General features: G+C 42.1%; 17 protein-coding genes and 1 pseudogene. 12 read left to right on the top strand and 6 right to left on the bottom strand.

Features of this window, described 5'->3' with window-relative positions; all coding sequences use genetic code 11:
• Positions 1-519: 519 nt before the first annotated feature.
• The 3 genes from AACU32_RS27565 to AACU32_RS27555 all read left to right on the top strand — a co-directional run bounded on the left by AACU32_RS27565 (position 520) and on the right by AACU32_RS27555 (position 4330).
• On the top strand, positions 520-2874 hold the full coding sequence (locus tag AACU32_RS27565; protein WP_096604336.1) for a ribonuclease R family protein: 2355 nt from the start codon (positions 520-522) through the stop codon (positions 2872-2874).
• Between the two features lie 16 nt (positions 2875-2890).
• Entirely contained in the window at positions 2891-3511 is a 621-nt protein-coding gene (locus AACU32_RS27560; protein WP_096604335.1) for a flavin prenyltransferase UbiX, read from the top strand.
• Between the two features lie 138 nt (positions 3512-3649).
• Positions 3650-4330: a hypothetical protein gene (locus tag AACU32_RS27555; protein WP_096604334.1), complete on the top strand. Its 681-nt coding sequence runs from the start codon at positions 3650-3652 to the stop codon at positions 4328-4330.
• Positions 4331-4412: 82 nt separating this feature from the next.
• Here AACU32_RS27555 and AACU32_RS27550 read toward each other — a convergent pair whose 3' ends face one another.
• A complete protein-coding gene (locus AACU32_RS27550; RefSeq protein WP_096604333.1) occupies positions 4413-4610 on the bottom strand; it encodes a hypothetical protein in 198 nt (65 codons plus the stop codon).
• 466 nt (positions 4611-5076) lie between these two features.
• Here AACU32_RS27550 and AACU32_RS27545 point away from each other — a divergent pair, with 466 nt between their 5' ends.
• Both AACU32_RS27545 and AACU32_RS27540 read left to right on the top strand, forming a co-directional pair.
• Positions 5077-6666, top strand: coding sequence for an NB-ARC domain-containing protein (locus AACU32_RS27545; RefSeq protein ID WP_096604332.1), 1590 nt, complete (start codon positions 5077-5079; stop codon positions 6664-6666).
• A gap of 463 nt (positions 6667-7129) precedes the next feature.
• Positions 7130-7675, top strand: coding sequence for a shikimate kinase (locus tag AACU32_RS27540; RefSeq protein WP_096604331.1), 546 nt, complete (start codon positions 7130-7132; stop codon positions 7673-7675).
• A 403-nt stretch (positions 7676-8078) separates the two neighbouring features.
• Here AACU32_RS27540 and AACU32_RS27535 read toward each other — a convergent pair whose 3' ends face one another.
• Both AACU32_RS27535 and AACU32_RS27530 read right to left on the bottom strand, forming a co-directional pair.
• On the bottom strand, positions 8079-8297 hold the full coding sequence (locus AACU32_RS27535) for a hypothetical protein (protein WP_096604330.1): 219 nt from the start codon (positions 8295-8297) through the stop codon (positions 8079-8081).
• A gap of 23 nt (positions 8298-8320) precedes the next feature.
• Positions 8321-9733: an ABC transporter substrate-binding protein gene (locus AACU32_RS27530; RefSeq protein ID WP_096604329.1), complete on the bottom strand. Its 1413-nt coding sequence runs from the start codon at positions 9731-9733 to the stop codon at positions 8321-8323.
• Between the two features lie 248 nt (positions 9734-9981).
• Between AACU32_RS27530 and argB the strand changes: the two genes are divergently transcribed.
• Positions 9982-10881: an acetylglutamate kinase gene (argB, locus tag AACU32_RS27525; protein ID WP_339378711.1), complete on the top strand. Its 900-nt coding sequence runs from the start codon at positions 9982-9984 to the stop codon at positions 10879-10881.
• Positions 10882-11009: 128 nt separating this feature from the next.
• On the opposite strand, the gene AACU32_RS27520 is transcribed toward argB, so the two are convergent.
• The gene (locus AACU32_RS27520; protein ID WP_339378321.1) at positions 11010-11696 is read right to left on the bottom strand and encodes a YdcF family protein; all 687 of its coding nucleotides are present in this window, start codon (positions 11694-11696) and stop codon (positions 11010-11012) included.
• 329 nt (positions 11697-12025) lie between these two features.
• On the opposite strand from AACU32_RS27520, the gene ctpB reads away from it, so the two are divergent.
• From ctpB to AACU32_RS27505, 3 genes are all read left to right on the top strand, one after another.
• A complete protein-coding gene (gene ctpB, locus AACU32_RS27515; protein WP_096604326.1) occupies positions 12026-13363 on the top strand; it encodes a carboxyl-terminal processing protease CtpB in 1338 nt (445 codons plus the stop codon).
• A 59-nt stretch (positions 13364-13422) separates the two neighbouring features.
• On the top strand, positions 13423-14388 hold the full coding sequence (locus AACU32_RS27510; RefSeq protein ID WP_096604325.1) for a glycosyltransferase: 966 nt from the start codon (positions 13423-13425) through the stop codon (positions 14386-14388).
• Between the two features lie 193 nt (positions 14389-14581).
• Positions 14582-15277 (top strand): response regulator transcription factor, encoded by a 696-nt coding sequence (locus AACU32_RS27505; protein ID WP_096604324.1) that lies wholly within the window; start codon positions 14582-14584, stop codon positions 15275-15277.
• 620 nt (positions 15278-15897) lie between these two features.
• Here the strand turns inward: AACU32_RS27505 and AACU32_RS27500 are convergent.
• On the bottom strand, positions 15898-16179 hold the full coding sequence (locus AACU32_RS27500) for an Npun_R1517 family heterocyst differentiation transcriptional regulator (protein ID WP_096604323.1): 282 nt from the start codon (positions 16177-16179) through the stop codon (positions 15898-15900).
• A gap of 1670 nt (positions 16180-17849) precedes the next feature.
• Between AACU32_RS27500 and AACU32_RS27495 the strand changes: the two genes are divergently transcribed.
• From AACU32_RS27495 to AACU32_RS27485, 3 genes and pseudogenes are all read left to right on the top strand, one after another.
• The gene (locus AACU32_RS27495; protein WP_096604322.1) at positions 17850-18206 is read left to right on the top strand and encodes an NAD(P)H-quinone oxidoreductase subunit M; all 357 of its coding nucleotides are present in this window, start codon (positions 17850-17852) and stop codon (positions 18204-18206) included.
• A gap of 913 nt (positions 18207-19119) precedes the next feature.
• Positions 19120-21411, top strand: a complete 2292-nt coding sequence (locus AACU32_RS27490; RefSeq protein WP_096604321.1) for a PP2C family protein-serine/threonine phosphatase — start codon at positions 19120-19122, stop codon at positions 21409-21411.
• A gap of 378 nt (positions 21412-21789) precedes the next feature.
• A pseudogene (locus tag AACU32_RS27485) lies at positions 21790-22749 on the top strand (protein kinase domain-containing protein); the annotation flags it as partial.
• Between the two features lie 756 nt (positions 22750-23505).
• Here the strand turns inward: AACU32_RS27485 and AACU32_RS27480 are convergent.
• Positions 23506-23763 (bottom strand): hypothetical protein, encoded by a 258-nt coding sequence (locus AACU32_RS27480; RefSeq protein ID WP_339378320.1) that lies wholly within the window; start codon positions 23761-23763, stop codon positions 23506-23508.
• Between the last annotated feature and the right edge of the window lie 17 nt (positions 23764-23780).

Genomic DNA, 23780 nt, shown 5'->3' with positions numbered 1-23780 from the left:
TCTGAATCTACAATAATGAAGATAAGGTTCGCCCTCACTGCCCGTTAAGCTGCTTACCTAACTGTGACCGATTCTACATATGGGAAAGTTAGGTTGATCGGCAGTTTCTCCTAGTTAAAAATCAGAGTCTAATGGCGTAAAGGTACCTTGAGTCTAGACAATTAAACACCTGTTCCCCTGTATAACGTTTTTGGGTAGCATGGATATTTCTACCAACCCAGCAGCTCAAAAATCTGTCGCGTAATTACCTCGTGGGGCAAAATCTTATCAGGCGTGCTTTGTCAGTTGGACTGGATGAAGGAACTCAAACGCAAGCGAACTCTGAGATTTTCGTGCAGTGAGAAGTTTGTAGACGCTTCTGCGGATTTTCGCAGGTTGGGTCAGCAACATCCCTTGGAACTTCAGAATCCCTGCTTGAGGGTATTTAGTTTCTAGCTAGAGTCTGTAGTCCATCAGGGTATACAGGAAACAACCAGATTAAAAGAAAAATGATGTTTTGACCAAAGGTCGGTTCACTGCATGGAATTTTCAATCGCTACACTCCTTGCCAATTTCACCGATGATAAATTGGTAGCTCGTAAGGTTTTGGAAAAAAAACTTGGCTGCGAGGATGAACTTAGTTTAGAAAAACTTCACATTGCCCTGGAGATATTAGAGAAAATCGGGATTCTCGTTAAAGAACGCGGTAAGTATCGCCGGGTGGTGGAAGAAGGCTTGATCGAAGCAAAACTCCGTTGTTCTAGTAAGGGATTTTGCTTCGCCATTCAAGATGTGGAAGGTGCTGAGGATATTTACATCCGTGAAAGCCATCTCAGTAATGCGTGGAATGGCGATCGCGTTTTGGTGAGAGTCCTCAAAGAAGGTAGTCGTCGTCGTTCCCCTGAAGGCGAAGTCAAGCTGATTCTCGAACGCTCTAATCACACTTTACTCGCCCGGATTAAGCAAGTAGAAAGCGGCTTCCGTGCGGTTCCTCTCGATGATCGTCTGCTGTTTGAACTCAAACTGCAAACCAACGGGATGAAATTAGAAGAGGCGCTCGATCACCTGGCCCATGTGGAAGTGTTACGGTATCCCTTAGCACAATATCCCCCACTAGGCAGGGTGGTGCAAATCCTGGGTAGTGACGCTGAAGCCGCTGCTGATATAGATTTAGTCACCTGCAAGCACGATTTGGGTCGTAATTTCACTGATTCAGTCTTAGAAGCAGCTACCAAGTTGCCCAAAAGATTACTGAAAGCAGACCTAAAAAATCGCCTGGATTTACGAAATTTATTTACCTTCACCATTGCTGGGGTTAATGGTGACCCGAAAGTGGTAGAAAATGCCTTTAGTCTGGAAAAAACTGCTAACGGCTTTTGGCGTTTGGCGGTACATATTACCGATGTTTCTCACTTTATCCAACCAGATGAATCCTTGGATCGGGAAGCACTCAAACGCGGCAGGTCTGTGTATCTGGGAGAATTAGTACTGCCGATGTTACCAGAGACAGTCGCCGATCGCTGTTCTTTAGTAGCAGGTAGCGATCGCCTCGCTCTCTCATTTTTGATTACCATTGACCCCAAATCGGGGGAAATAGAAGAGTGGGAAATTCAACCCAGCATCATTAACGTAGACAACACCCTGACTAAACAACAAGCCCAAGCCATCCTCGCAGGTGAATCTCACAAACAACCTGAACAGGTTGTCCAAACATTACAAGACCTGGAAGGATTACGGAAAATCCTGAAACAGGTGCGTCTAGCTCGTGGTAGCTTACAGTTAAATTTGCCGCCTAGTCAAAATCCCTACTACGATGAGGGAATTCTCGGTGCTGTGGTAGTGAATGATTTACCCGTCCATTCGCTAATAACAGAGTTAGTACTGTTAGTAAATCAACTCATCGCCAGCCATTTCAGCGCTTTGGGAGTCCCCGCCATCTGGCGAGTCCAAGGTACACCCGATGCTGAAGATGTCCAGGAAATGCTAAAATTGGCAATTAACTTAGGTGTGGAACTGGCGCTAGAAGCAGAAGTAGATATCCAACCCCTAGATTATCAACACTTAACCAGGGCTTTTGTCGAATCTGCTTCCGAGCAAGTACTGACTTACTTGTTGCAAGACACACTCAAGCCATCTAGTTACAGTACCACCAAGGCTCCCCATTTTGGGCTGGCAGTACCGGAATATGTACATTTTACGGCTCCCTTGCGAAGGTATCCAGATTTACTATTACAGAGAGTGTATTATACATTGCTCGAACACGGACGCGATCGCCGCAATACCCGTGTCAAAGAACGTGTAAACCTGCGCCACTCCTCTTCCCACATCGAAATTAACTGGAACGTCCTACCCCCAGAATTGCAACAAGAACTGCAAAGCGATTTAACGCGGGTAATTATCCAAATTAATGACCGGGAAAAAGAAGTTCAAGAAGCCGAAGCCGATTTAGCCGGACTACAAAAAGCCCAACTGATGAAACAGCGCATCGGCCAAGTTTTTCAGGGCGTAATTACTGGTGTCCAATCCTACGGTTTCTTTGTGGAAATTGAAGTTCCCGCAGCGGAAGCCCAAACTAGTACTCATCTGGGTGTACCGTTGCGAGTCGAAGGACTAGTACATGTCAGTTCCCTCAAAGACGATTGGTATGAATATCGCGCCAGACAACAAGCTTTGTTTGGGCGTAAAAATCGTGCTTCTTACAGACTAGGCGATCGCGTTTCTGTCCAAGTAAAAAGTGTTGATTATTACCGTCAGCAAATCGATTTAGTTACCGTAGGTAGCGATGGCGTAGCTAAGGGTTTAGATATCAGCAGCCCCAATGACGATTTATCAGAGATTTACCTCTCATCCCATCTCGACCCAGCTGATTTAGAACCTTACGAGGAGGATGAGTAAATAGACTAATATTACAGTGTCAAATCACACATACCCTTTAATTATCGGCGTATCGGGCGCATCTGGTCTGATTTACGCCGTTCGTGCTCTGAAATTTCTGCTAGAAGCAGATTATCAGATTGAACTAGTTGCTTCCAGATCAACCCATATGGTTTGGCAATCCGAACAGAATATCCGAATGCCAGCGGAAACCGCCGCTCAAGAGCAATTTTGGCGCGATCAAGCTGGAGTCAGCAATTCTGGTCAACTACATTGCCATCCTTGGAGCGATGTTGGCGCTGGGATTGCTAGCGGCTCCTTTCGCACTTTGGGTATGATTGTCATGCCATGCAGCATGAGTACCGTTGCTAAATTAGCCGTTGGCTTGAGTTCTGACTTACTCGAACGAGCCGCAGATGTGCAGCTCAAAGAAGGTCGCAAATTGGTGATTGTTCCCCGTGAAACTCCTTTTAGCCTCATTCACCTGCGTAACTTAACCGCTTTAGCAGAGGCGGGAGTGAGAGTTGTGCCGGCAATTCCTGCTTGGTATCACCAGCCCCAAACCATCGAGGATTTAGTCGATTTTGTCGTTGCTCGTGCTTTAGACCAACTGGATATTGACTGCATTCCCATTCAGCGATGGCAAGGTCATCGTTAAAGTATGAAGTATGAAGTGTGAAGTGTGAAGTGTGAAGTATAAAATTTAAGCCTACCCTGCCTTAACGCCAAGGGCGAACATCCTTCATCCTTCATCCTTTATCCTTCATCCTTTATCCTTCATCCTTTGATAATTTCTATGACTGTAATTCGCTTAATTCTATTGGTGGTGATATTGGGGGGGCTAACGCTTTTGTTAACCCAAAATTGGTCGCCTGTCATATCGTTAGTATTTTTAGGTATGCGGACTCAACCATTACCATTAGCTATGTGGATGTTACTTGCTACTAGCGCAGGTGCTTTAACATCTTTATTGATTACGAGTTTGATGACAGTATCAACTTACTTTGTCACCGAACAGCGCCAAACTCGCTTTAAATCAGCAGCAAGACCACGTACCAAGACAACCTATCAACAACAACCAACTCCTGAGCCACCACCAGTTAATCAAACAGACAATCGTTCCAGTGATACATTTGATGATTGGAATACAAATAATGATGATGACTGGAACTTTGATGAAAAGCCACAGGAAACATCGGGGTCTAGACAGCAAACTCAAGAGTTTTCTGAGTCTAAAACCTATGAACGTCAACAAGAACCTAAAAGTTCTTCCCAGTCTGGTTCTGTTTACTCCTACAACTACCGCGATCCCAAAAATACAGCAGTTGGCAAAACTGAATCAGTTTATGATGCTGATTACCGAGTGATCATCCCCCCCTATCAACCCCCCACTACCAATCAAGCCGATGATGATGATGATGATGATTGGAGCTTTTTTGATGACGAAGACTCTGAGGATGAACGACCCCGTCGCTAGGGGCTAGGGTCTAGGGGTTAGGGATGAGGGGATAAAAAAACAAATGACAACTGACAAATGACAAATAACCAATGACAACTGACTAATACTTAATTCCACAACGTTCTCGAGACTCCTGCCTGACATTACCATTCATTGCCGCTTCCTGCAAAGTCATAAAAGCGTTGAAATCTTCTGAATCATACCTGGTGGTCAACAGCTGTCGTAATTGATTTTCTGCCTCTACAGTCAGATAGCCGCTTGCTAAAGCTTTTTTCACAACATCACGAATTCGAGTCATGGTCGGCACCTCATACATACCACATTTATTGATCTGGACTGACTCAGGTGAGATTTACAGTAGCTTTTCTAACTAAACTGTCAAATTAGCAAAATTTCTTTGTACAATATTAGTGAGAAAATAAGTAATTATTTACACCTTTATCTACCAGATTTAGGAACAAAAGCTTACGAGAACTGAATCTTAGATTGCTAGCATTGTGTTAGTTAAAACACAGTATTGTTGAAAACTAAAATCGTGCCAGCAAAGATAGTGTGAGCTATTGAGATTGACCGAATTTGTTCACTTAAAGTTTCAAACAATTTTTATTAAATTTCAATTAAGCCCAAGATAACCAAGTGGCAACCGCTTAGTCACCTAACAAAAGTTATTAAATTCGTTAGAATTTCATTGTAAGTTTACTCTTCTTTGATAAAAGAATCGTTAATATATTGCCTAAGTTAGTTTAATTACATAAATAACGCTAATGGCAGCAGATGATTCTCATCGCCTAGAAGAAGACTTTATAGAAGCTAAAAATAATTGGGAGTTAGAAAAATTATACGTGGATTTGGCATCAGCCAAAGGAAAAGCTCTCACACCAGTGGAAAAAAAATTCCTTAGAGGTTTACTTTGTGGTTGTAGTCCTGCGGAAATTGCCAAAGTGGTTTACCAAAGTGGCAGTAGCAGTACTGTGAGAGTGTATCTATCTAACGGGTTATATAAATATATAGAAGAAATGCTGAGTAATCAAGTGGGAGACTCAGTCAAAGTGAAAGGTTGGAGTCGTGTGACTCAGCTACTGGAAAAGGCTGGTTATAAAAAAGGTTGGTTTCATTTACAACCAGTAATTAGTCCCATCAAAGTCAACAATGACATGGAGTTAGATTTAACGTCTCATCAATCAACCCTGAGCCGCAAAGCAGATAAATTAATTTATACCAATTTATTCTACGGGCAAAGACTTGAACTTGCTCAAGTTCAAGAATGGATTTTGCAACAGCGTTGTCAGGTAGTGTTAATCTTGGGTATGGGTGGTATTGGGAAAACAGCTTTTTCTGTTAAGCTCTCAGAAGAAATTAAAAATCAGTTTGAACATGTTATTTGGCGATCGCTACGATTTGCACCACCTGTAGAGCTACTCTTAGATCAATTGATTCAGCAGCTATCCCCAAATTCCCAGACAAAGATTGCCGAAACACTAGAAAGTAAAATTTTCCAGCTGATTGATTGTTTGCGCTCTAGTCGGTGTCTGATTGTCTTAGATCAATTAGACTCGATTTTAGGCTATGGCGATACTGGTATAAAAGACTCACCTAAACACATGATTTCCCAAATCCGATATCTTCCAGGGTATGAGGGTTACGGTGAGTTAATGACAAGGGTAGGAGATTTACAGCATCGAAGCTGTGTTATATTTACGAGTCGGGAAAAACCTTCAGAAATTGCTGTGTTAGAAGGAGAAGAATTACCAGTTCGTTCTTTAAACTTAAGAGGTTTAAATCAAGAAGACAGCATCTTCATCCTCAAAGCTAAAGGATTGACTCATAAATCTTCAACTGAGGAATGCAACTTATTACTGACTCGCTATGCAGGTAACCCTTTATTTATTAAATTAGTTGCCACTACAATTAAGGAATTATTTGCTGGCAATATATCTGAGTTTATCACACAGGAAACTATAGTATTTGGGGATATCAAAATAATTATTGATCAGCAGTTCAATCGGTTGTCTCAATTAGAGAAATACTTATTGTCTTGGCTGTCTCTCCATCCAGATTGTACCGCTCTCAGAGAGTTGCAAAAAAATATCGTCCTGCCTGGATTATCGCCACCAATGTCGCCAAGATTAATATTGGAAGCGCTGGAATTATTACAAAGACGCTCTCTTATTGAAAGACAAGCATCAAGCTTTTTCCTAACTCCAGTTTTGAGCGAGTATATAATTGAACGATTAATAGAAGAAAATGTCCAATTAAGTGAAGTGAAAGATGGCTACTTATTCATGAGTAATACAATTTTTGCCGAACATTTTAAAAAGTATATTAGAGATAATAACCGCCAGACAGAGATATAATATTTAACCACAGTAAGTAGGTCAACCAAAAAAAACGTAAGATGTCATTGCGAGGAGGAACGACGAAGCAATCGCTGTGGACTGGGATTGCTTCGTTCCTCTCTGCGAGACGCTGCGCGCTAAGCGAAGCTATGCCGTTCGCGCAGCGTCTCGTAGAGAAGGCTTTACGCAATGACAAAAGCATATGATATTTATTTAGGTTGAGCTACTTAACAGAACAATTCGCAATTTCTGGGGACAATTCATGAACAACAAGATCCCCGACTTCTTAAAGACGTCGGGGATCTGAAGCGTACTAATTGTCACAAATCAAATGGGATGGCGATAATCCCAATTCAATCAATGATTGGGTATCACAGATTTTTCTCATAACTGAGGAACCCCAGCCCGATAAATTCATCTGTCGCATTGTTTTTTCAAATTGGTATACTGAGAACTGTTAAAGTTAGGAGAACAGTAATTAGTGAGTAGCTTGTTGCAAGGGGTTAACCTGTATTTAATTGGGATGATGGGTAGTGGTAAGACGACAGTAGGACGTTTACTAGCCAAGCATCTAGGTTATGGATTTGTCGATACTGACGATGTCATTGTCCAAGCAGCAGGAAAATCTATCAATCAGCTGTTTGCTGAGTCAGGAGAAGCGGCTTTTCGTCAATTGGAAAGTGATGTTTTAGCACAAGTTTGCGCTTTTACCAAGTTGACTATAGCCACTGGTGGGGGTATTGTCATGTGCCAAGAAAACTGGAGTTACCTACACCACGGTTTGATTGTTTGGCTAGACGCGCCATTAGAGCTACTATATAGCCGCTTGCAAGAGGATACCACAAGACCATTATTACAAGATGTCGATCCTCAAGGCAAATTGCGATCGCTCTTAGAACAACGACAATCCCTGTATTCCCAAGCAGATTTGCACATCACCATCAGCGCCGAAGAAACACCAGAAGACATTGCGACAAGAGTGATAGCAGCTATACCTAGCGTTTTGAAAAAGACTGTTTCCCATTAAAATTGAGTGTTTAGTTTTGAGAAATCAGAAAAGTATGGAATTTTTAAATAGCGATCGCACTGCTGAAAAATGCGATCGCCCTTATTTTTCGCAAATATTATAGATCCGTATACGCATCTCTTCAAGACTTAGAAATATAAGCGACTAATAAACATCATCATGTGAGTCTAGAGTGAGTAACAATATATCTTCCTCTCCTGACTCTGAGTTATTCACAAATTTAAACAAAATGCGATTATCATAATCTACTGAACAAGACCATACTCCATCTAAATCGCCCTTTAACTAATTACTAGTTATTTTAATAAGTGTAATACCTTTTCAACCTGCGATCGCATCTGTGGATTCTTCTTGATTAGACGCTTGAATTTACGTACAAATCCCGCACTTCAAACTAAATTTTTTACTCATTTAACTCCGCCATCAAATCAGCAACAGAGCCTTGTTTGATATTCCCCTGTTGGTAGTCGCGTCTAGCTTGTGCAACTTCTTTTAACAGTTCATTTCTACGTTGTTGGCTTAAAAGCTTGCTAATGATATCTACAAGTATCGCTTGTTCCTCTGGATCGAGTGCTTCTACAACATCAAGTGCTTGTTGCAGTGTTGATATTTTTTCTGTCATGATCTTTATCTACAGTTTGAATATTAAATGCCTACCAATAAGGGTACAAAATCGTATCCCGTAGAAGTTTTACTACTAGGCTGCACCTTAACTAATATAGCTGTGCCACTGCGATCGCCTGAGGGCAGAAATTCAATCTTGCCTGTAGCACCATTGGCGGTAAAATTGGAACTATGCAGCGCCTGTTGTAAGTCATCGCGGGTACTAGCTTGTTGTAAACCTTTCGCGATCGCAATAGTCGCATCATAAGCTGTTGCTGTCCGCCAATTGACATTACCACCCCAAAGTTTTACAGCATTTTCCACAAAAGGATTGCCAGGAATTGCTTGAGGATGCCAAGGTACAGGTAACACTAAGCCATTAACATCGGCTTTTCCTACCTGTAAAGTTTGGAAGGTGTAAAGTGTAGGACTAGCAAACAGTGATAATTTGCCGTTATTGGCGGCTGCTAAGTCTAAAGCTTTGTTAATTCTATCCACATTGGGAGCTAATACTAAACCATCTGCACCACTGCTGATGAATTGCGAAATCAGTGTATTCGGATCAAAATTCGCACTAGCAATATCACAAGTTGTAGAATTGACCTTACCACCCCCAGCTACTATCCCTTTGATGAACTCATCCCTAAAAGATTGAGTATCAATCGCTTTGGAATCAGTACAAATAGCAATGTTGGTTTTACGCGCCGTTTTAATAGTGTAACTAGCTAGGCGTTCAGCAAAAGAGCCATTACTAGGAACAGTACGAAATATATAACTACCAATCCCAGAAAGATTTTGCGCAGTACTGCTAGGAGAAATCATCACTAATCCTCCCTGTTGATAAATTGGCGCAGCTGCGATGGAAGTGTTACTAGAATTATGTCCGACTACAGCCAAAATACTGGTGTCTTTAACAAATTGTGTAGCTACCTGTTGGGCTTGGGTTGGATCGTTATCATCACTGGCGATCGCAATCTGCAACAGTTTACCATTGATGCCACCACCACGATTCACCTCATCTTGAGCTTGCGCTACACCCCGCAAAATTTCTTTGGCGACATCTAAATTACCGCCAATTGGTACACTAACGGCAATTTTCAGAGAATTGCTATTTTTAGCTTGGGAATTATTTAAATAAATTAATGATTCTGGATCGTTACGATTTTTCAACAAAGATGCTTTTAACTTAGCAGTAGCTGTGACAAAATCACCCTTAGCAAAAGCTTGTACTCCGGCTTGTTTATCAGGACTAGTGTCAGCAGTCACTAAAATTTTCTCACCGATACTGACCCTAGCTGATGTAGAACCTGAAGGTGACTGCGGATTATTACCTGATAGTAAAGAATTTAAATTATTACCAGAAACCTTACTCCATAACCAAAAGCCCAAACCTAGCACCGCAGTAGTAAACAGCAGAGATAAAATAAGCAGCTTGGTTTCTTTTTGAGAATTCATATATTAATCAATACATTATATTCAGAATTAATACATACTTTGCTAATGACATCAATCGCAGTAATTAAATAACAGCTTACCGCGCTCGCCTGCTTTCATTTGCAATTTGGGAGTCAAAAATATAGATTGGGAATGTGAGGAAATACCCCATGCCCCATGCCCCATGCCCATTTTCCCATTAGAGATTGTTACCAGTCACAAAGTCTTCTACACTGACTTGATAAGTGTTAAGTCTCTGAAAGCTCCTCATAATGGTCAACGATACTGAGTACATCAGGCAAACCGAAGCCACTCGTGTACAAGTGCTAAGTGAAGCGCTGCCTTACATTCAACAATTTGCCGGGCGCACTGTTGTGGTGAAATATGGTGGCGCAGCTATGAAAGATAGCACCCTCAAAGATAAAGTTATCCGCGATATTGTCTTTTTATCCTGCGTCGGCTTGCGGCCAATTCTCGTCCACGGTGGCGGGCCAGAAATTAACAGTTGGCTAGGTAAACTGGGAATTGAAGCCCAATTCAAAAATGGTCTGCGAGTTACAGATGCCCCCACAATGGATGTGGTGGAAATGGTCTTAGTTGGTCGAGTAAATAAAGAAATTGTCGAATTGATTAACCAAGCTGGCGGCTTGGCAGTTGGACTCTGTGGTAAAGATGGTAACTTACTCACAGCCCGTCCCCAAGGTCAAGAAGGTATTGGCTTTGTCGGGGAAGTTAGCAATGTGAATATCAAAATTTTGGACACTTTAGCTAGTAATGGCTATATTCCTGTTGTGTCTAGTGTCGCCGCAGACGAGACAGGACAGGCCTACAACATTAACGCCGATACTGTAGCAGGGGAAATAGCCGCAGCCCTAGGAGCAGAAAAATTAATTTTATTGACAGATACCAGAGGTATTTTAAAAGATTATAAAGATCCGTCAACCTTGATACCAAAAGTAGATATTCCCGAAGCCCGCGAGTTGATTAACTCTGGCGTAGTCAGCGGTGGGATGATTCCGAAAGTAAATTGTTGTGTGCGATCGCTTGCTCAAGGAGTTAAAGCCGCACATATTATTGATGGTCGCATTCCCCATGCTTTACTTTTAGAAATTTTTACCGACGTTGGTATTGGCACAATGATTCTCGGTTCCCAGTTTATGTCTTCTTGATAGTTGTCAGTTGTCAGTTGTCAGTTGTCAATGGGAACAGTCAACAGTCAACCGTCAACCGTCAACAGTCATTTGTCTCCCTTGTCTCCCTTGTCCTCCTTGTCCCCTCATCCCCTAGCCCCTAGCCCCTAGTCCCTAGCCCCCAAATTCCCCTGATGTTCACACTTAAAACCTTGACGCTGCCAAGCTTGCATATCCACTTCTGCAAGTCTTTTCACCTGCGAACATTGGGGTTGAATGAATTGGCTTAAACCCGCCCATAAAAAGCTACGGGTGACATCCAATCCCGTTTTTGCCCAAGACTCACGATTACCCGGAATCCCTTGTTCAAGAACAATATCTGGCTCTACCCAAATACCATTAGCTCCCAAGAGAATTTGCCCCATCCATTTAGCTCTCGGTAAGTGAGTTTGGGAAGTAATTAATTTTACCTTATGTACACCCCAGCGTCGCAGAATCGGAATACTATAGTAAAAATTCTCCCAAGTAGAATTGGCACAGTTTTCCAACCAGATTTTTTGTAACCCAGTATTGTCTCTCGAAAATATCAGCCATAAACAAGGTTCTGGAGAACCACGAGAGATTAAAATGGGCATATGAGGGTATTTTTTTGCTTCTTCGGCTACGTGTATTTCTCGGCAAATACTACCGCCAAGCACAAACAGGGCATCTACTGGTTGGGAAGATACGGAAACTAAGGTTATAGTAGTACAGATCAGCCATATCCCCAGAATGACACAGATCCCACAGACGACTTTTTGTATCAAGTGCCACAGAACTCTAAACTTTCTTCTCAGGGAATGTGTTAACTTCATGGAACTATTACATTTCATTACACAATTAAGAAAAGCTTGTTTAGTCGGTGTTTAAAATACCAACAACTTAGCAAGCGAAGTGCTATCTTATAAAAGTAATCAAGGGTGTAAAGTTGACACATATAAAAGTGTCATAATCTCCTAGATGATCGTCCCAGAGAAAGCTAGCAAACAGAGAAATGATGTTGAAAAAGTAAAGCTGTGTTTTGAGGATCATTTCTGCTGGAAATGCTCGCAAAATAAAGCTTAACTTAAGTATAAAAACTTAAAAAATTCTGGAAATCCTGATTGCTAAACTGTCAACAACACAATTATTCCAGCTGATATACATGAACCAATCTGCGAAACGTTACTCACCGCTCCAAGTAGCCTTGATTGGTGGAGCGATCGCCACGACAGCCACTATATCTGTATTTGGTCCTGCTTGGACTCGCTGCGTTCGTGCAGCCCTACAAGATAGCCCGAAAGCATTAGTAGACCAAGTATGGCAATTGGTGAATCGTGAATATGTTGATGGTAAATTTAATCAACAAGATTGGCAAGCTACAAGAGGGAGCCTTTTAAGTAAAAACTATGCTTCTCGGGAAGAAGCTTATGTAGCAATTCGCGAGGCTTTACAAACCTTGGGTGACCCATACACTCGGTTTATGGACCCCAAGCAGTATGAAGCGCTAACCAGCCAAACCTCTGGAGAAGTCTCTGGGATTGGCATTCGCATGGAATTGAACGAGAAAACCAAGCGGCTAACTGTTGTAGAAGCGATCGAAAATTCCCCAGCTCTCAAAGCGGGAATTCAAGCAGGTGATGAAATTTTAGCGATTAATGGTAAACCCACCCAGCAAATGAAAGTGGATGATGCTTCCAAGCTAATTCGCGGTAAAGCTGGGACAATCTTGACTTTGCGCTTGGGAAGGACAGGGCAGAGTGCTTTTGATTTGAAGCTAACCAGAGCTACTATTGAAGTACCAACAGTACGTTATACCCTCAAGCAAGAAGGTAACCGCCGCGTTGGCTATATCCGGTTACGAGAGTTTAGTTCCCACGCTGCAGAGCAAATGCGCCGAGCCATCCGCGATTTGAATTCTCAGCAAGTTAATGCTTATGTTTTGGATTTGCGGGGAAATCCTGGTGGTTTATTGCAAGCGAGCATTGAAATTGCTCGCATGTGGTACGATAACGGTGGAATTGTCCGTACAGTAGACCGTGTGGGAGGAACTGAGGATACCAAAGCTAATCGCACAGCTTTGACTAATCTTCCCTTAGCAGTATTGGTTGATGGTAATTCAGCTAGTGCTAGCGAAATTCTCACAGGCGCACTCAAAGATAATAAGCGGGCTGTAGTTGTTGGTAGTCAAACCTTTGGTAAAGCTTTAGTGCAGTCAGTTCATGAACTGTCTGATGGTTCCGGTTTAGCAGTCACCATCGCCCACTACTACACGCCTAAAGGAACGGATATTAACCATAAAGGAATTACCCCAGATATCAAATTAGATTTGACAGAAGCACAAGAACGTCAGCTAGCAACTAATCCAAATTTAATCGGTACTGAAAACGATCCGCAGTATGCGCGGGCAATTACAGCATTATCTAATACTAACTTCGCTCAACCCCCAGCCAGTCAACAAACTGGAGCTATGAGTGTCCGTGCTAGAGACTTGAAATTTTAGATTTTAAAATTTTTGATTGGGAATACTAGTTAGTAATCCCATATCCAAAATTTTAATTTATGAATCATTCACCAGTTGATACAACCACCGCCCAAAGCTTTTTGCCTCAGGTGTCGGTGGTTGTACCTGTTTATAATGGTGAGGCAGATTTACCAGATTTAATCTCGTGTTTGTTGTCTCAAACTTACCCTCAAGACCGGGTAGAGTATTTGCTGGTAGATAATAACAGTAGCGATCACACTCTGAGTTTCCTCAAACAATCTGCTCAACTTTGCCAAGCTATTCATCCACTAAGTGAAAATCAAATTCAAAGCTCCTATGCAGCCCGTAACACCGGCATTAGAGCCGCTAAGAGTGAAATCATCGCCTTTACTGATGCTGATTGTCGTCCCCAACCACAGTGGCTCGAATCATTAATTCAACCTTTTAATCAACTTGACGTGGTCATTACTGTAGGTGAAATTACAGGACTAGCAAGTAAAAATATTTTAGAAAAACACGCAGACCAGCAAGCAACTCTATCCCAAAAGCATACTCTTTCCCATCCCTTCTATCCCTATGGTCAAACTGCTAATTTAGCCATTCGCCGCCTAGCCTTGGAAAAAGTTGGTTTATTTCGTCCCTATCTGACTACAGGTGGGGATGCAGATATTTGTTGGCGAATTCTCATGGCTAAGATTGGGCAGTTAAAATTTGTTCCAGATGCAATAGTTCAACATCGCCACCGCAGCACACTTGATGAACTTCAAAGTCAATGGCGACGTTATGGGCGTTCCAATCGCTACCTGCACGAACTGTACGGTGTAGAGTTAATGCCAGCGCTAACATCGAAAGAGTACTGCTATCGCTTAGGACGCTGGTTAGTCAAAGAAATACCCGAAAATACTTTGAAAGCGATCGCTCTCAAGGCTTCCTTAGTAGACTTTTTAAGCACCCCTATTGGCTTATTTACAGCCAAAGCCCGGTCCTTAGGTCAAACTGAAGCCAAACTACCAGAAAAAGCCCAAATCATTGATTGGTTATAAGAGGTCATGGGGCATGGGGCATGGGGCATTGGGCACTTGTACTCTTGCAAGTCGAAGTATTGGGCATGGGGAAGAAAACTCCCCACACCCCCCACACTCGCTCATCCCCCTTGTGCGATGATTTACTCTGCTGCTATCCAATGCCTACCAAGTTTCGCTAAATTGGAAAAAAGTAGACTCAAGGAAATTTTCAATGTCAGCACAACTGTTATTGGTAGATGATGAACCAGGATTGCGGGAAGCCGTAAAAGATTATTTGCAAGAAAGCGGTTTCAGCGTTCAAGTCGCCAGTAACGCCCGTGAAGGCTGGGATTTGATGCAGCAGAATACACCTGACTTAGTGATTTCGGACATCATGATGCCTCAGGTAGATGGCTATCAGTTCCTGAAACAGCTACGAGAAGACCCCCGTTTCCAAGCACTGCCTGTAGTATTTTTAACTGCTAAGGGGATGACAGGCGATCGCATCCAAGGTTATCAAGCTGGTGTTGATGCTTACTTACCCAAACCTTTCGATCCAGATGAGTTAATTGCCATCGTCGAAAACTTACTAGCCCGACGCATGGCTAAACCTCAAGCTACAGGTGAAGAGTCGGAAACACCTGATATTGCTGAATTAGCTCATCAGATTGCCCAAATTAAGGCGTTGTTAACTCAAAGAAACGCCATCTCTCAATCACCAGCACCTTTTAAAATTGATTTAACCCCAAGAGAACAAAGTGTTTTAAATTTGGTGGCTGAAGGATTAATGAATAAAGAAATTGCCCGTCGCTTAGAGACTAGCGTCCGGAATGTCGAAAAATACGTTAGTCGTTTGTTTAGTAAAACTGGTACAAATAGCCGTACAGAGTTAGTCCGGTTTGCCTTAGAACATGGTCTTGCTAAATAGCTGCCATGAAATATGTCTAGCTAGGGGCTAGGGGAACCAGGTCTAGGGATGAAGGGGATAGGCGACATGAGGAAGACAAGGGAGACAACGGGACAAGGAGAAATAATAAATGACTATTGCCCTGTTTGCCCAATGCCCTGTTTGCCCAATGCCCACTGACAACTGATAGTAAGGGCGGAATGTAACTTCAAGCTCGCAAAATACTACATGAAATTATTGCGATCGCAAGCGATCGCTCTAGACACGAGTCATAAATTTAGCAATACGGGAAACTTTTAGAGTATAGAAGACAGATGATCGCTTGCAAGTACTTCGCAAATTTGAAGTAACACCCTGATTCAACCTAATTCCTCAGAAATAAATTTTTTGAAAAACTCTAACCCGCCCTAATGAGGAAGGCATAAATGCATTAGTAGGCACCCAAGTATTTCCGTAGTGCAAAGGGTGAGGGCTACTGTGAGGCTTTCTTCGGCTTTTTGGAGAGTAGAATCGGCTCCCAGCCTTGGATTTAGATTACAAAAGCCAACTCAATAAATTTTAGAGCCAATGACAAACTTATCAAAAATTTACCATTTAATGCTCAATTCACAACTTGCGACTACTTAAATTCATACAGATAATTATTGACTATTGTCGGCGAAATTACGTAAGCGCATTAACTGGCGACGCATTTGCGGTGAAGCCTTGAACTCAGAAATTTCCTGAGCTTTGACCGAGGCTTGCAGCGTCTCCAAAAAGTCATCAGACCCTTCTGTCAAAGCATCTAATAGCACCTGCAACAGTTGCTCGCGATCGCTCAATAGACTTTTTTCCTCAATTAACCGGAATTTGAGATGGATTTCGCACTCATAAACACCTACTTCGATATTATTTATCTGACGTGGTAAGGCTTTGGAGTTCATAGATTTGACGATTCCTTTACTTAGTGGTAATGAAGTTTAGGAGTTAATCTCCAGCAAAAATCCTTTATATTTTCTTTTGAATCCAAAATGTTTGAATTAAGAATTATTCTTCATTCATCACATTTGTATTCCATTTCACTCTCCTGTGGGTTTTTTTCAATTCAGACTTTGCACTGGCTTAAGGTGTAATCTTCCTGTACCAGAGGTGGTACAGGCAAGCCATAACTATTATTCAGTTTTTAAGATTCTATACAATAAAGTTTCTGTAAGAAGTTGTTCGAGCTTTTTAAAGGTTTTTACATCAACTTTATCTCAACGTCAACAACAGTTTGGGATTTTACTGAAAATCTAGTGTTTTTACTTACGTATTAACACGAAAATTTTTCTTTTTAATGAAAGCCAGAGGTAGTTGTACCATAGCTACGTAAATTTACTAGATGTACATTTAATTCACCCGGCAATTTAAAAGACCATTAGCAGCAAAGTCATTAAAGGTTTATTTCTGTTCTGAATCAGAATTATAAACATTGAAACATGCTGATTACGGCCTATTACAAAATAGCGAGATTGAAAGGCTCTCTTGACTGGAAGGGACTGTTGTTGAGTATGGGGAAGAAGCGGTAAGGGAGACACTCTCCGTTGCTTCTAGTCTCCATACCCCTAATCCTGTCGCGCTCATTCCTAAGAGACTTCAAAGTCAAGTAGCGCGATTCCTGGGCTTGATTTGTTGAAATTAGCAATATCCCTTCTGGCTGTTTGCATTCATACCCTAATACTGGTCTGTCATTAATTTTGATGAATGAGTAGTCAGCACAAAGCGCGCTTCACAACAAAGGACTACAGTCCTGACTACGAACTTATTCACCCATCAAAACTAATGACATGAACTAATACTGTTCTGTTTCATTAATTTTGAGGGATTTGTAGCCAGTACAAAGCGCGCTTCACAACAAAGGACTACAATCCTGACCCTAACCTAAGAAAGCGCTCACCATCTCCCTTAGGAATGGGAACGCTTGAGCGCGAACGAGTGACGCTAACGCTAACGTTAGTCTCTCATGGGACACTTGAGGTTCCTGAAGGGGATTAGCGGCATGGGGGCGAACTCCCAATACCCTTACGGGTAGTTTCCCTTGAACCCCTAACCTTCAGGTTTTGCTACCCTGTTCTCAAGGCTGCGCCCAACGCAGTCAGGGGAACGGCAGTTACTCCACTTGAGGAGCCACTCCGTTGCGGAAGTTCCAAGAGTTGTAAAAAGTGGCGTAAGACCCCTGTGTAACCGTTACCGCCTCACTGCACTAACTCACTACGAACTAATTTACCCATCATTATTCCTGTGATGGCGTACTACCCTGATGCTTGATAAATGATGACGAGTACAAACAGCTTGACAGTTTTGGTTGGATATGGTTAACTTACCGCTACAGTAAACGGGTACTTCCTCTAAAAATGAAAACAACCTACCCGATCATTGTCGTCGAAGGAAATTGCATCTGCCGTTTCTAGATAAACCTCCCTTGCTTTAGTGATGCGCAGCTTGCGATCAACCCACGCGTTTTTTGCTATCTTCCTGCTTAATATGTGTGATTCCTTTTCATTGCGGGCATTTAAGCTCAAGCATAACGTCTACAATGATTTCAGTGTAGTCAACCCAAATCTTACACCCTTTTATGGACAACCCGATGCTGCTCAAGTCTACAACCAGACATATTCGCATTTTTGCGGCGGAAATTGACCGAGATGGCGAACTGGTTCCCAGTAATCAGGTCTTAACGTTAGATGTTGACCCAGATAATGAATTCAATTGGAATGAAGATGCCCTACAAAAGGTTTATCACAGGTTTGATGAACTGGTAGAAGCATCTAGTGGCGCAGATTTAACCGACTATAACTTACGTCGCGTTGGTTCTGACTTGGAGCATTATTTGCGATCGCTCTTGCAAAAAGGCGAAATTAGCTACAATCTCCAAAGCCGGGTTAACAACTACAGTATGGGACTCCCCCAAGTTGCAGTTGATGGCAAATAGTCAAGTTAAGAGTTACCTGTAAGTTTTTATATCTCTTAGCTTCTTAGGGGCATGTTACATATTGCCCCTATTGATATCTTGTAAAATTCTCAAGCAGCTTTATTTGGTCGGCATTGCCCATAACGTAAAATCATCAAATGTTAGTATATTTCATCACCTTGTTTAATTGGCTCAGGTACAGCTGAACTGAAAAATAATTATAAGTTTTATTAATCAAAAATCGATGATAGAAAGGTAATGCCAATGAAAAATTTTCATCTCAATGTATGAACAAGGGACAAGGGAAGGGGGATGAGGGCGCAAAGGAGGAGAGGAGACAAGGAATACCAATCACCATTTACCATTGACAACTGACAAATTTAGCTATCTTAATTCTTAATTAAAGTTAAATGCTATCTAGTAAATTATAAACTAAATAAATACCAAGATTATCGGCCTATTTTCTGATGCAATAATTCAACAAAAGTAAAAGGTAGGGTGATCCGGGTATTAGGCTTTGGTGACAAAGTTAAAGTTAGGGGTGCTGGTAAGTAAGTCGTCGTGAATATTGATCTTAAACATCAGGCAGGAGGCAGGAAGCCAATAGCAGAACAGAAGAGGGTTTTTATATAGTTCATCTTTCTTTACATAATTCGGTTTGATTGTGTCCGCTTACTTACTATGGAAAGTTAGAAAGCAATAGAAGCTATGATGAGGCTGTAGGGTTGACTGAGGAGCAAGGAATGAGGAGTGAGTTCTTTGGATAAGTAGATCGTAGATTCAATAAGTATTAGCATCTGCTACCTGCTGCTATCCACCAGCTAAAATCATTGATCCTTAGTTGGATATGTCAGGTTCAAGAAACAAGAGCGGTCTAAATGGTCACTGCCAATGCTGTTGAAGAAATTGCCAATTGCTGATCGGTGAAAAAATTATGGAAAATGATGCGGCAAAACTCTACTGCCCAAATGAACATTGTCAATCTCTTAACCCGCTGAGCCACAAGTTTTGCTTGCGCTGCTCTACACCTCTACCTAAACGCTATCTTTGGGTTGAGAGAGAGGGCTTAAGTTTTGCCGTCCCTGGAGACATATTAGCCGATCGCTATTTAGTAATTGATAAATCTGTTGTTTTCGACACCCAGCCGGGGTTAGTACCTCAAGCGCCTGAATTAGATAATTTGTCAGCAATTAGACCTTATTTGCGGTTAATACCTTATCGATTACACGTACCGCAGGTATATGGAGTCATACCGCCAATAGATGGGCGTTCCGAGCAAGAAATATTACTTTTAGAAAAACCCCCACTAATTGCCGATAGCACAGGACAAAAAGTGCAACTGTGTCCCGATTTAATCACAGCTTGGGGTGATGCCAACTCGATGCGTCAACTCCACTGGCTGTGGCAGTTAGCAAATCTCTGGCAACCTATGTTGAGTGAAGGTGTGGCTGCCAGCTTACTTGAACCAAATTTAATTAGAGTAGAAGGCCCATTAGTACGCTTGTTGGAATTGCGTTCTGATGAGTCTGCAACACCCAGTTTACCCCAATTAGGTGATTTTTGGCGGCAGTTGCACAAAGAGGCGAAACCAGCTATAGCGGAATTTATTCACAAAATTAGTAATTCTTTACTTACAGCAGAAATTAATTCAGCTGAAGTTTTAATTAAAGTCTTAGATGATCAAGGACTAGCTCAATTAGGGCGATCGCAACAGTCTACTGTCAAAATTTTTACCAAAACTGACACAGGCCCCAGCCGCCAACAAAATGAAGACGCTTGTTATCCACCCAGTGGGACTTTAGTGAGTAAACCGCCTCAAGCCAGCGCCTTAGCTATTGTCTGCGATGGTATTGGTGGACACGAAGGTGGGAAAGTAGCATCAAATTTAGCGATTGAAACAATTCAACAGCAGGTACAGCAACTCACAAAAGTTCCCGCCGAGCATATAGATCCTTCACTGCTGCTAAATGACTTAGAATCGGCTGTAGCAGTTGTGAATGACAAAATCAGCCAGCGCAACGACAGCGAAAATCGCCAAGGGCGTCAACGCATGGGTACAACTCTGGTGATGGCGTTGTCAATTGCCCAGGAAATGTACATGACTCACGTCGGTGATAGTCGTGCTTATTGGATTACACGCCAAGGTTGTTATCAAGTTACCCTAGACGATGATGTTGCATCTCGCGAAGTCAGGTTAGGCTATGCTATCTATCGCGAAGCCATACAACAAAGTGGTTCAGGTTCTCTGGTTCAGGCTTTAGGAATGAGTCCCAGTACATCACTCCATCCGACCTCTCAGAGATTTATTCTCGACGAAGATGCTGTTTTCTTACTGACATCAGATGGCTTAAGTGATTTTGACAGGATAGAAGATTATTGGGAAACAGAAATCTTGCCAATTCTCAAAGCCGAAGCAGATATAACCAGTGTTGCAGAAAGATTAGTAGAAATCGCTAATACAAAAAACGGACATGATAATGTCACCATCGCTTTAGTACATTGTCAGGTGAAATATACTGAACCGGAGTCTAGTCTGACAGCAGTCATTCCCGAAAGCTCATCAACCAAAACTAACGAGCCATCTACCAAAACAGCACAACCGATGCTCGTAAGCAACCCCAATGGCAAAACTAAAGTAATCCCCGAAGAATATAAGCAACGTAGCAGCATTGCGCAACTGCCATTCCAGTTTATTGTCCCATTAATCTTAGTTGCTGTATTTGGTGGTATTGGATACTTGTTCAAGGTAAGGCGATCGCCCGAAGCTACTACGGTTTCCAGTCCCCCCAGTCCCACTCCAAGTGTTCAACCAACTGAAAAAAAACCAAAGCGAACCATTGACAACCTCTCAAAGGGTTGGGTGATTAAAACTAACCGTAAATTAGTCACAAAACCGAGTCAAGAAACATTCCCTATCCCCACTTATTTTCAAGTAATTGACAAAAAACCAATTTCTAAATCTGCTAATCCGAACTTTTTGGTACATCTTCAGGTGTGCCCTAATAATCAAGACAAGTCTAATTCAGCCCAAGACGCTTCTACTGCTTCACAAGAAACTGGGAAAATAGTCTTTGTTGAAATCTCCGAACTCAAATCTGGTGTCAATGTCTTACAAGAAAACGACCCAAATCCATGTTTTCCGGGCTTGTCAGGGCCGATTAATCAAACACCAACACAAACTCCACAAGATGAAGGGAATCAACGTAGTACAGATCAAAATCAATAGTTATAGGGTGAAATATTCATGAAATAACGTTGATTTAGATGCCAGACTTTTTCAATAATTTGGGCATCTAAATCAATTTTCCTCTGTTACTTTCAGTCAAAATCGCAACATTACATTTTTGACAGTTTTCAACCAATTAAAATAATGTTGGTGACACATAAATTATTCGTAAGGGCACAACAATGTTTTGCTCTTACCCATCTGTCGCCTTCTTTTTTAAAATTGCTATAACTATTAATCAAACCAGGCAAAAAATGCAATATATTATATTTTTATGAACTGAAAACGGTAATAATAATTAAAAATTTAACAATTAACCTCAGAGAAATTTCGGTTACTATATCTATAAATTCCAACATAGCCATACTTGTTTAGACAATGCTCTGTTGCCTCAACCCTGATTGCCCCAGCCCTCTAAACCCTGACGGTAACTTGTTTTGTCAGAGTTGCAGCGTCCGACTTATCACCCTGCTAAGAGGTCACTATCGGATCATAAATTTGCTTTCAAACGAGGGCGGATTTGGCAGAACTTATCTAGCAGAAGATGTAGATAAGCTAAATGAGCGTTGTGTTGTCAAACAGTTAGCACCTAAAGTTCAAGGAACTTGGGCGCAAAAAAAAGCTATGGAATTGTTTCAGGAAGAGGCAAAGCGGCTACAAGAGTTGGGTGAACATCATCAAATTCCCACTCTGTTGGCTTACTTTGAGCAAGACCATAATATGTATTTGGTGCAGCAGTTTATCGATGGAGAAAATTTACTTAAGGAATTGGAGACAACGGGAATACACAAAGAAGTAGAAATTAAACAACTTCTGTTAGATTTACTCCCAGTTCTTAAGTTTATCCATGAGCGGCAAGTGATTCATCGCGATATCAAACCGCAGAATATTATTCGTCGTAAAAGCAATAGAAGTTTAGTATTGATTGATTTTGGAGCCTCTAAACAGTTAACTGCGACAGTACACGCTAAAATGGGGACGACCATTGGCTCACATGGGTATAGTCCAGTTGAACAGATAAAAAGTGGTGAGGCTTACCCTGCTAGTGATTTGTTCAGTTTAGGGGCTACCTGCTTTCATCTGCTGACAGGGATTTCCCCTTTTCAGTTGTGGGTAGATAATGGTTTTGGCTGGGTTAAAGATTGGCAACAATATTTGAGCAGTCCTGTTAGTAGCCAATTGGGTGAGGTTCTCGACAAGCTATTGAAAAAAGAAATAGGAGAACGGTATCAATCAGCAGACGAAGTTATTAGGGACTTAACTTCTCCAGTGTCACCACAACCAATACCTCCAACTCAGCCAATACAACCGCAGCCACCAGTACCCCCAACTCAACCAAGACAAACTCAGCCTCCGCCGCAGCCATCGGTAGCTGCAACAGTAACCGTAAAGGCTGCCAAAATTCTTCGACTGCCATTGCAGTTTATTGTCCCATTAATCTTAGTTGCTGTAGTTGGTGCTTTGGCATACTTGTTCAAGGAACTGCGATCGCCAGTACCTACGTTTTCAAATGCCCCCAGTCCCACTCCAACTATACAACCAACTGAAAAACCGGCAACAAAAAGAACCATTGACAACCTCTCAAAGGGTTGGGTGATTCAAAACAACAGTGAAATAGTAATTATACAGAGTCAGGTTAAATTCCCCAGTGGCACTTTTTTTCAAGTAATTGACAAAAAACCAAAAAATCCTAAATTGCCGAAAAAAGACCTTGTAGTCAATCTCCGGGTGTGCCCTAATAATCAAGATACCGCCAATCCAGCTAAAGACCCTTCTCAAACTTTACCAGAACAAGAGAAAACAGTCACGATTGAACTCTCCGAACTTAAACGCTCCGAACTCGACTCTGGTGTCACTGTCTTACAAGCAGAAAAACCAAATCCATGTGTCCCAACCACGCCAGAGCCAGTACCCCAAACGCCTGGAGCAAATCCAAAAAGTGATAATAGCTCAACTGAATCTCCGCCTCAATAAACAGTTGTACGCTGGAATGTCACTAAAATAAGCTCGATTAAGATCCCCGACAACTTCTGCGGATACTGCTGGCGAATGGTGGATTGGACTCCTCAATATTGATATGTAGTGTTCTCTCGCTTACCCGACATACCGCCCGCAGGCTGGAAGCCTGGGGCTAACCCTACAAAGCCCACGTTCCCGTTCGCGCAGCGTCTCCGTCAGGAGAAGGGTAGGTGGGCTTTGTTCAATTAGCCGCACCCGGAGGTGACGGCGGTCTGTTGGGTAAGCTAGGGGTTTTACCCTTGATTCGCCATTGTTATCCTTCAAGAAGTCGCGGAACTGGGCAGAAATTTTTGCTCTGTTACCTTCATGTCCAACTGCCTGCGCCGACTTCACAAGCTGAAGGTAATCCA

The organism is Calothrix sp. NIES-2100 (assembly GCF_963875285.1).
Lineage (GTDB): Bacteria > Cyanobacteriota > Cyanobacteriia > Cyanobacteriales > Nostocaceae > Aulosira.
The sequence above is the reverse complement of the archived record's forward strand: the minus strand, read 5'-3'. Positions and strand labels throughout refer to the sequence as shown.

Bases quoted from the DNA above. Each gene is read 5' to 3' on its own strand.
- AACU32_RS27565 (WP_096604336.1), top strand. From the start codon at position 520: ATGGAATTTTCAATCGCTACACTCCTTGCCAATTTCACCGATGATAAA.
- AACU32_RS27555 (WP_096604334.1), top strand. From the start codon at position 3,650: ATGACTGTAATTCGCTTAATTCTATTGGTGGTGATATTGGGGGGGCTA.
- AACU32_RS27550 (WP_096604333.1), bottom strand. From the start codon at position 4,610: ATGACTCGAATTCGTGATGTTGTGAAAAAAGCTTTAGCAAGCGGCTAT.
- AACU32_RS27545 (WP_096604332.1), top strand. From the start codon at position 5,077: ATGGCAGCAGATGATTCTCATCGCCTAGAAGAAGACTTTATAGAAGCT.
- AACU32_RS27535 (WP_096604330.1), bottom strand. From the start codon at position 8,297: ATGACAGAAAAAATATCAACACTGCAACAAGCACTTGATGTTGTAGAA.
- AACU32_RS27530 (WP_096604329.1), bottom strand. From the start codon at position 9,733: ATGAATTCTCAAAAAGAAACCAAGCTGCTTATTTTATCTCTGCTGTTT.
- AACU32_RS27520 (WP_339378321.1), bottom strand. From the start codon at position 11,696: ATGAAGTTAACACATTCCCTGAGAAGAAAGTTTAGAGTTCTGTGGCAC.
- ctpB (WP_096604326.1), top strand. From the start codon at position 12,026: ATGAACCAATCTGCGAAACGTTACTCACCGCTCCAAGTAGCCTTGATT.
- AACU32_RS27510 (WP_096604325.1), top strand. From the start codon at position 13,423: ATGAATCATTCACCAGTTGATACAACCACCGCCCAAAGCTTTTTGCCT.
- AACU32_RS27505 (WP_096604324.1), top strand. From the start codon at position 14,582: ATGTCAGCACAACTGTTATTGGTAGATGATGAACCAGGATTGCGGGAA.
- AACU32_RS27500 (WP_096604323.1), bottom strand. From the start codon at position 16,179: ATGAACTCCAAAGCCTTACCACGTCAGATAAATAATATCGAAGTAGGT.
- AACU32_RS27495 (WP_096604322.1), top strand. From the start codon at position 17,850: ATGGACAACCCGATGCTGCTCAAGTCTACAACCAGACATATTCGCATT.
- AACU32_RS27490 (WP_096604321.1), top strand. From the start codon at position 19,120: ATGGAAAATGATGCGGCAAAACTCTACTGCCCAAATGAACATTGTCAA.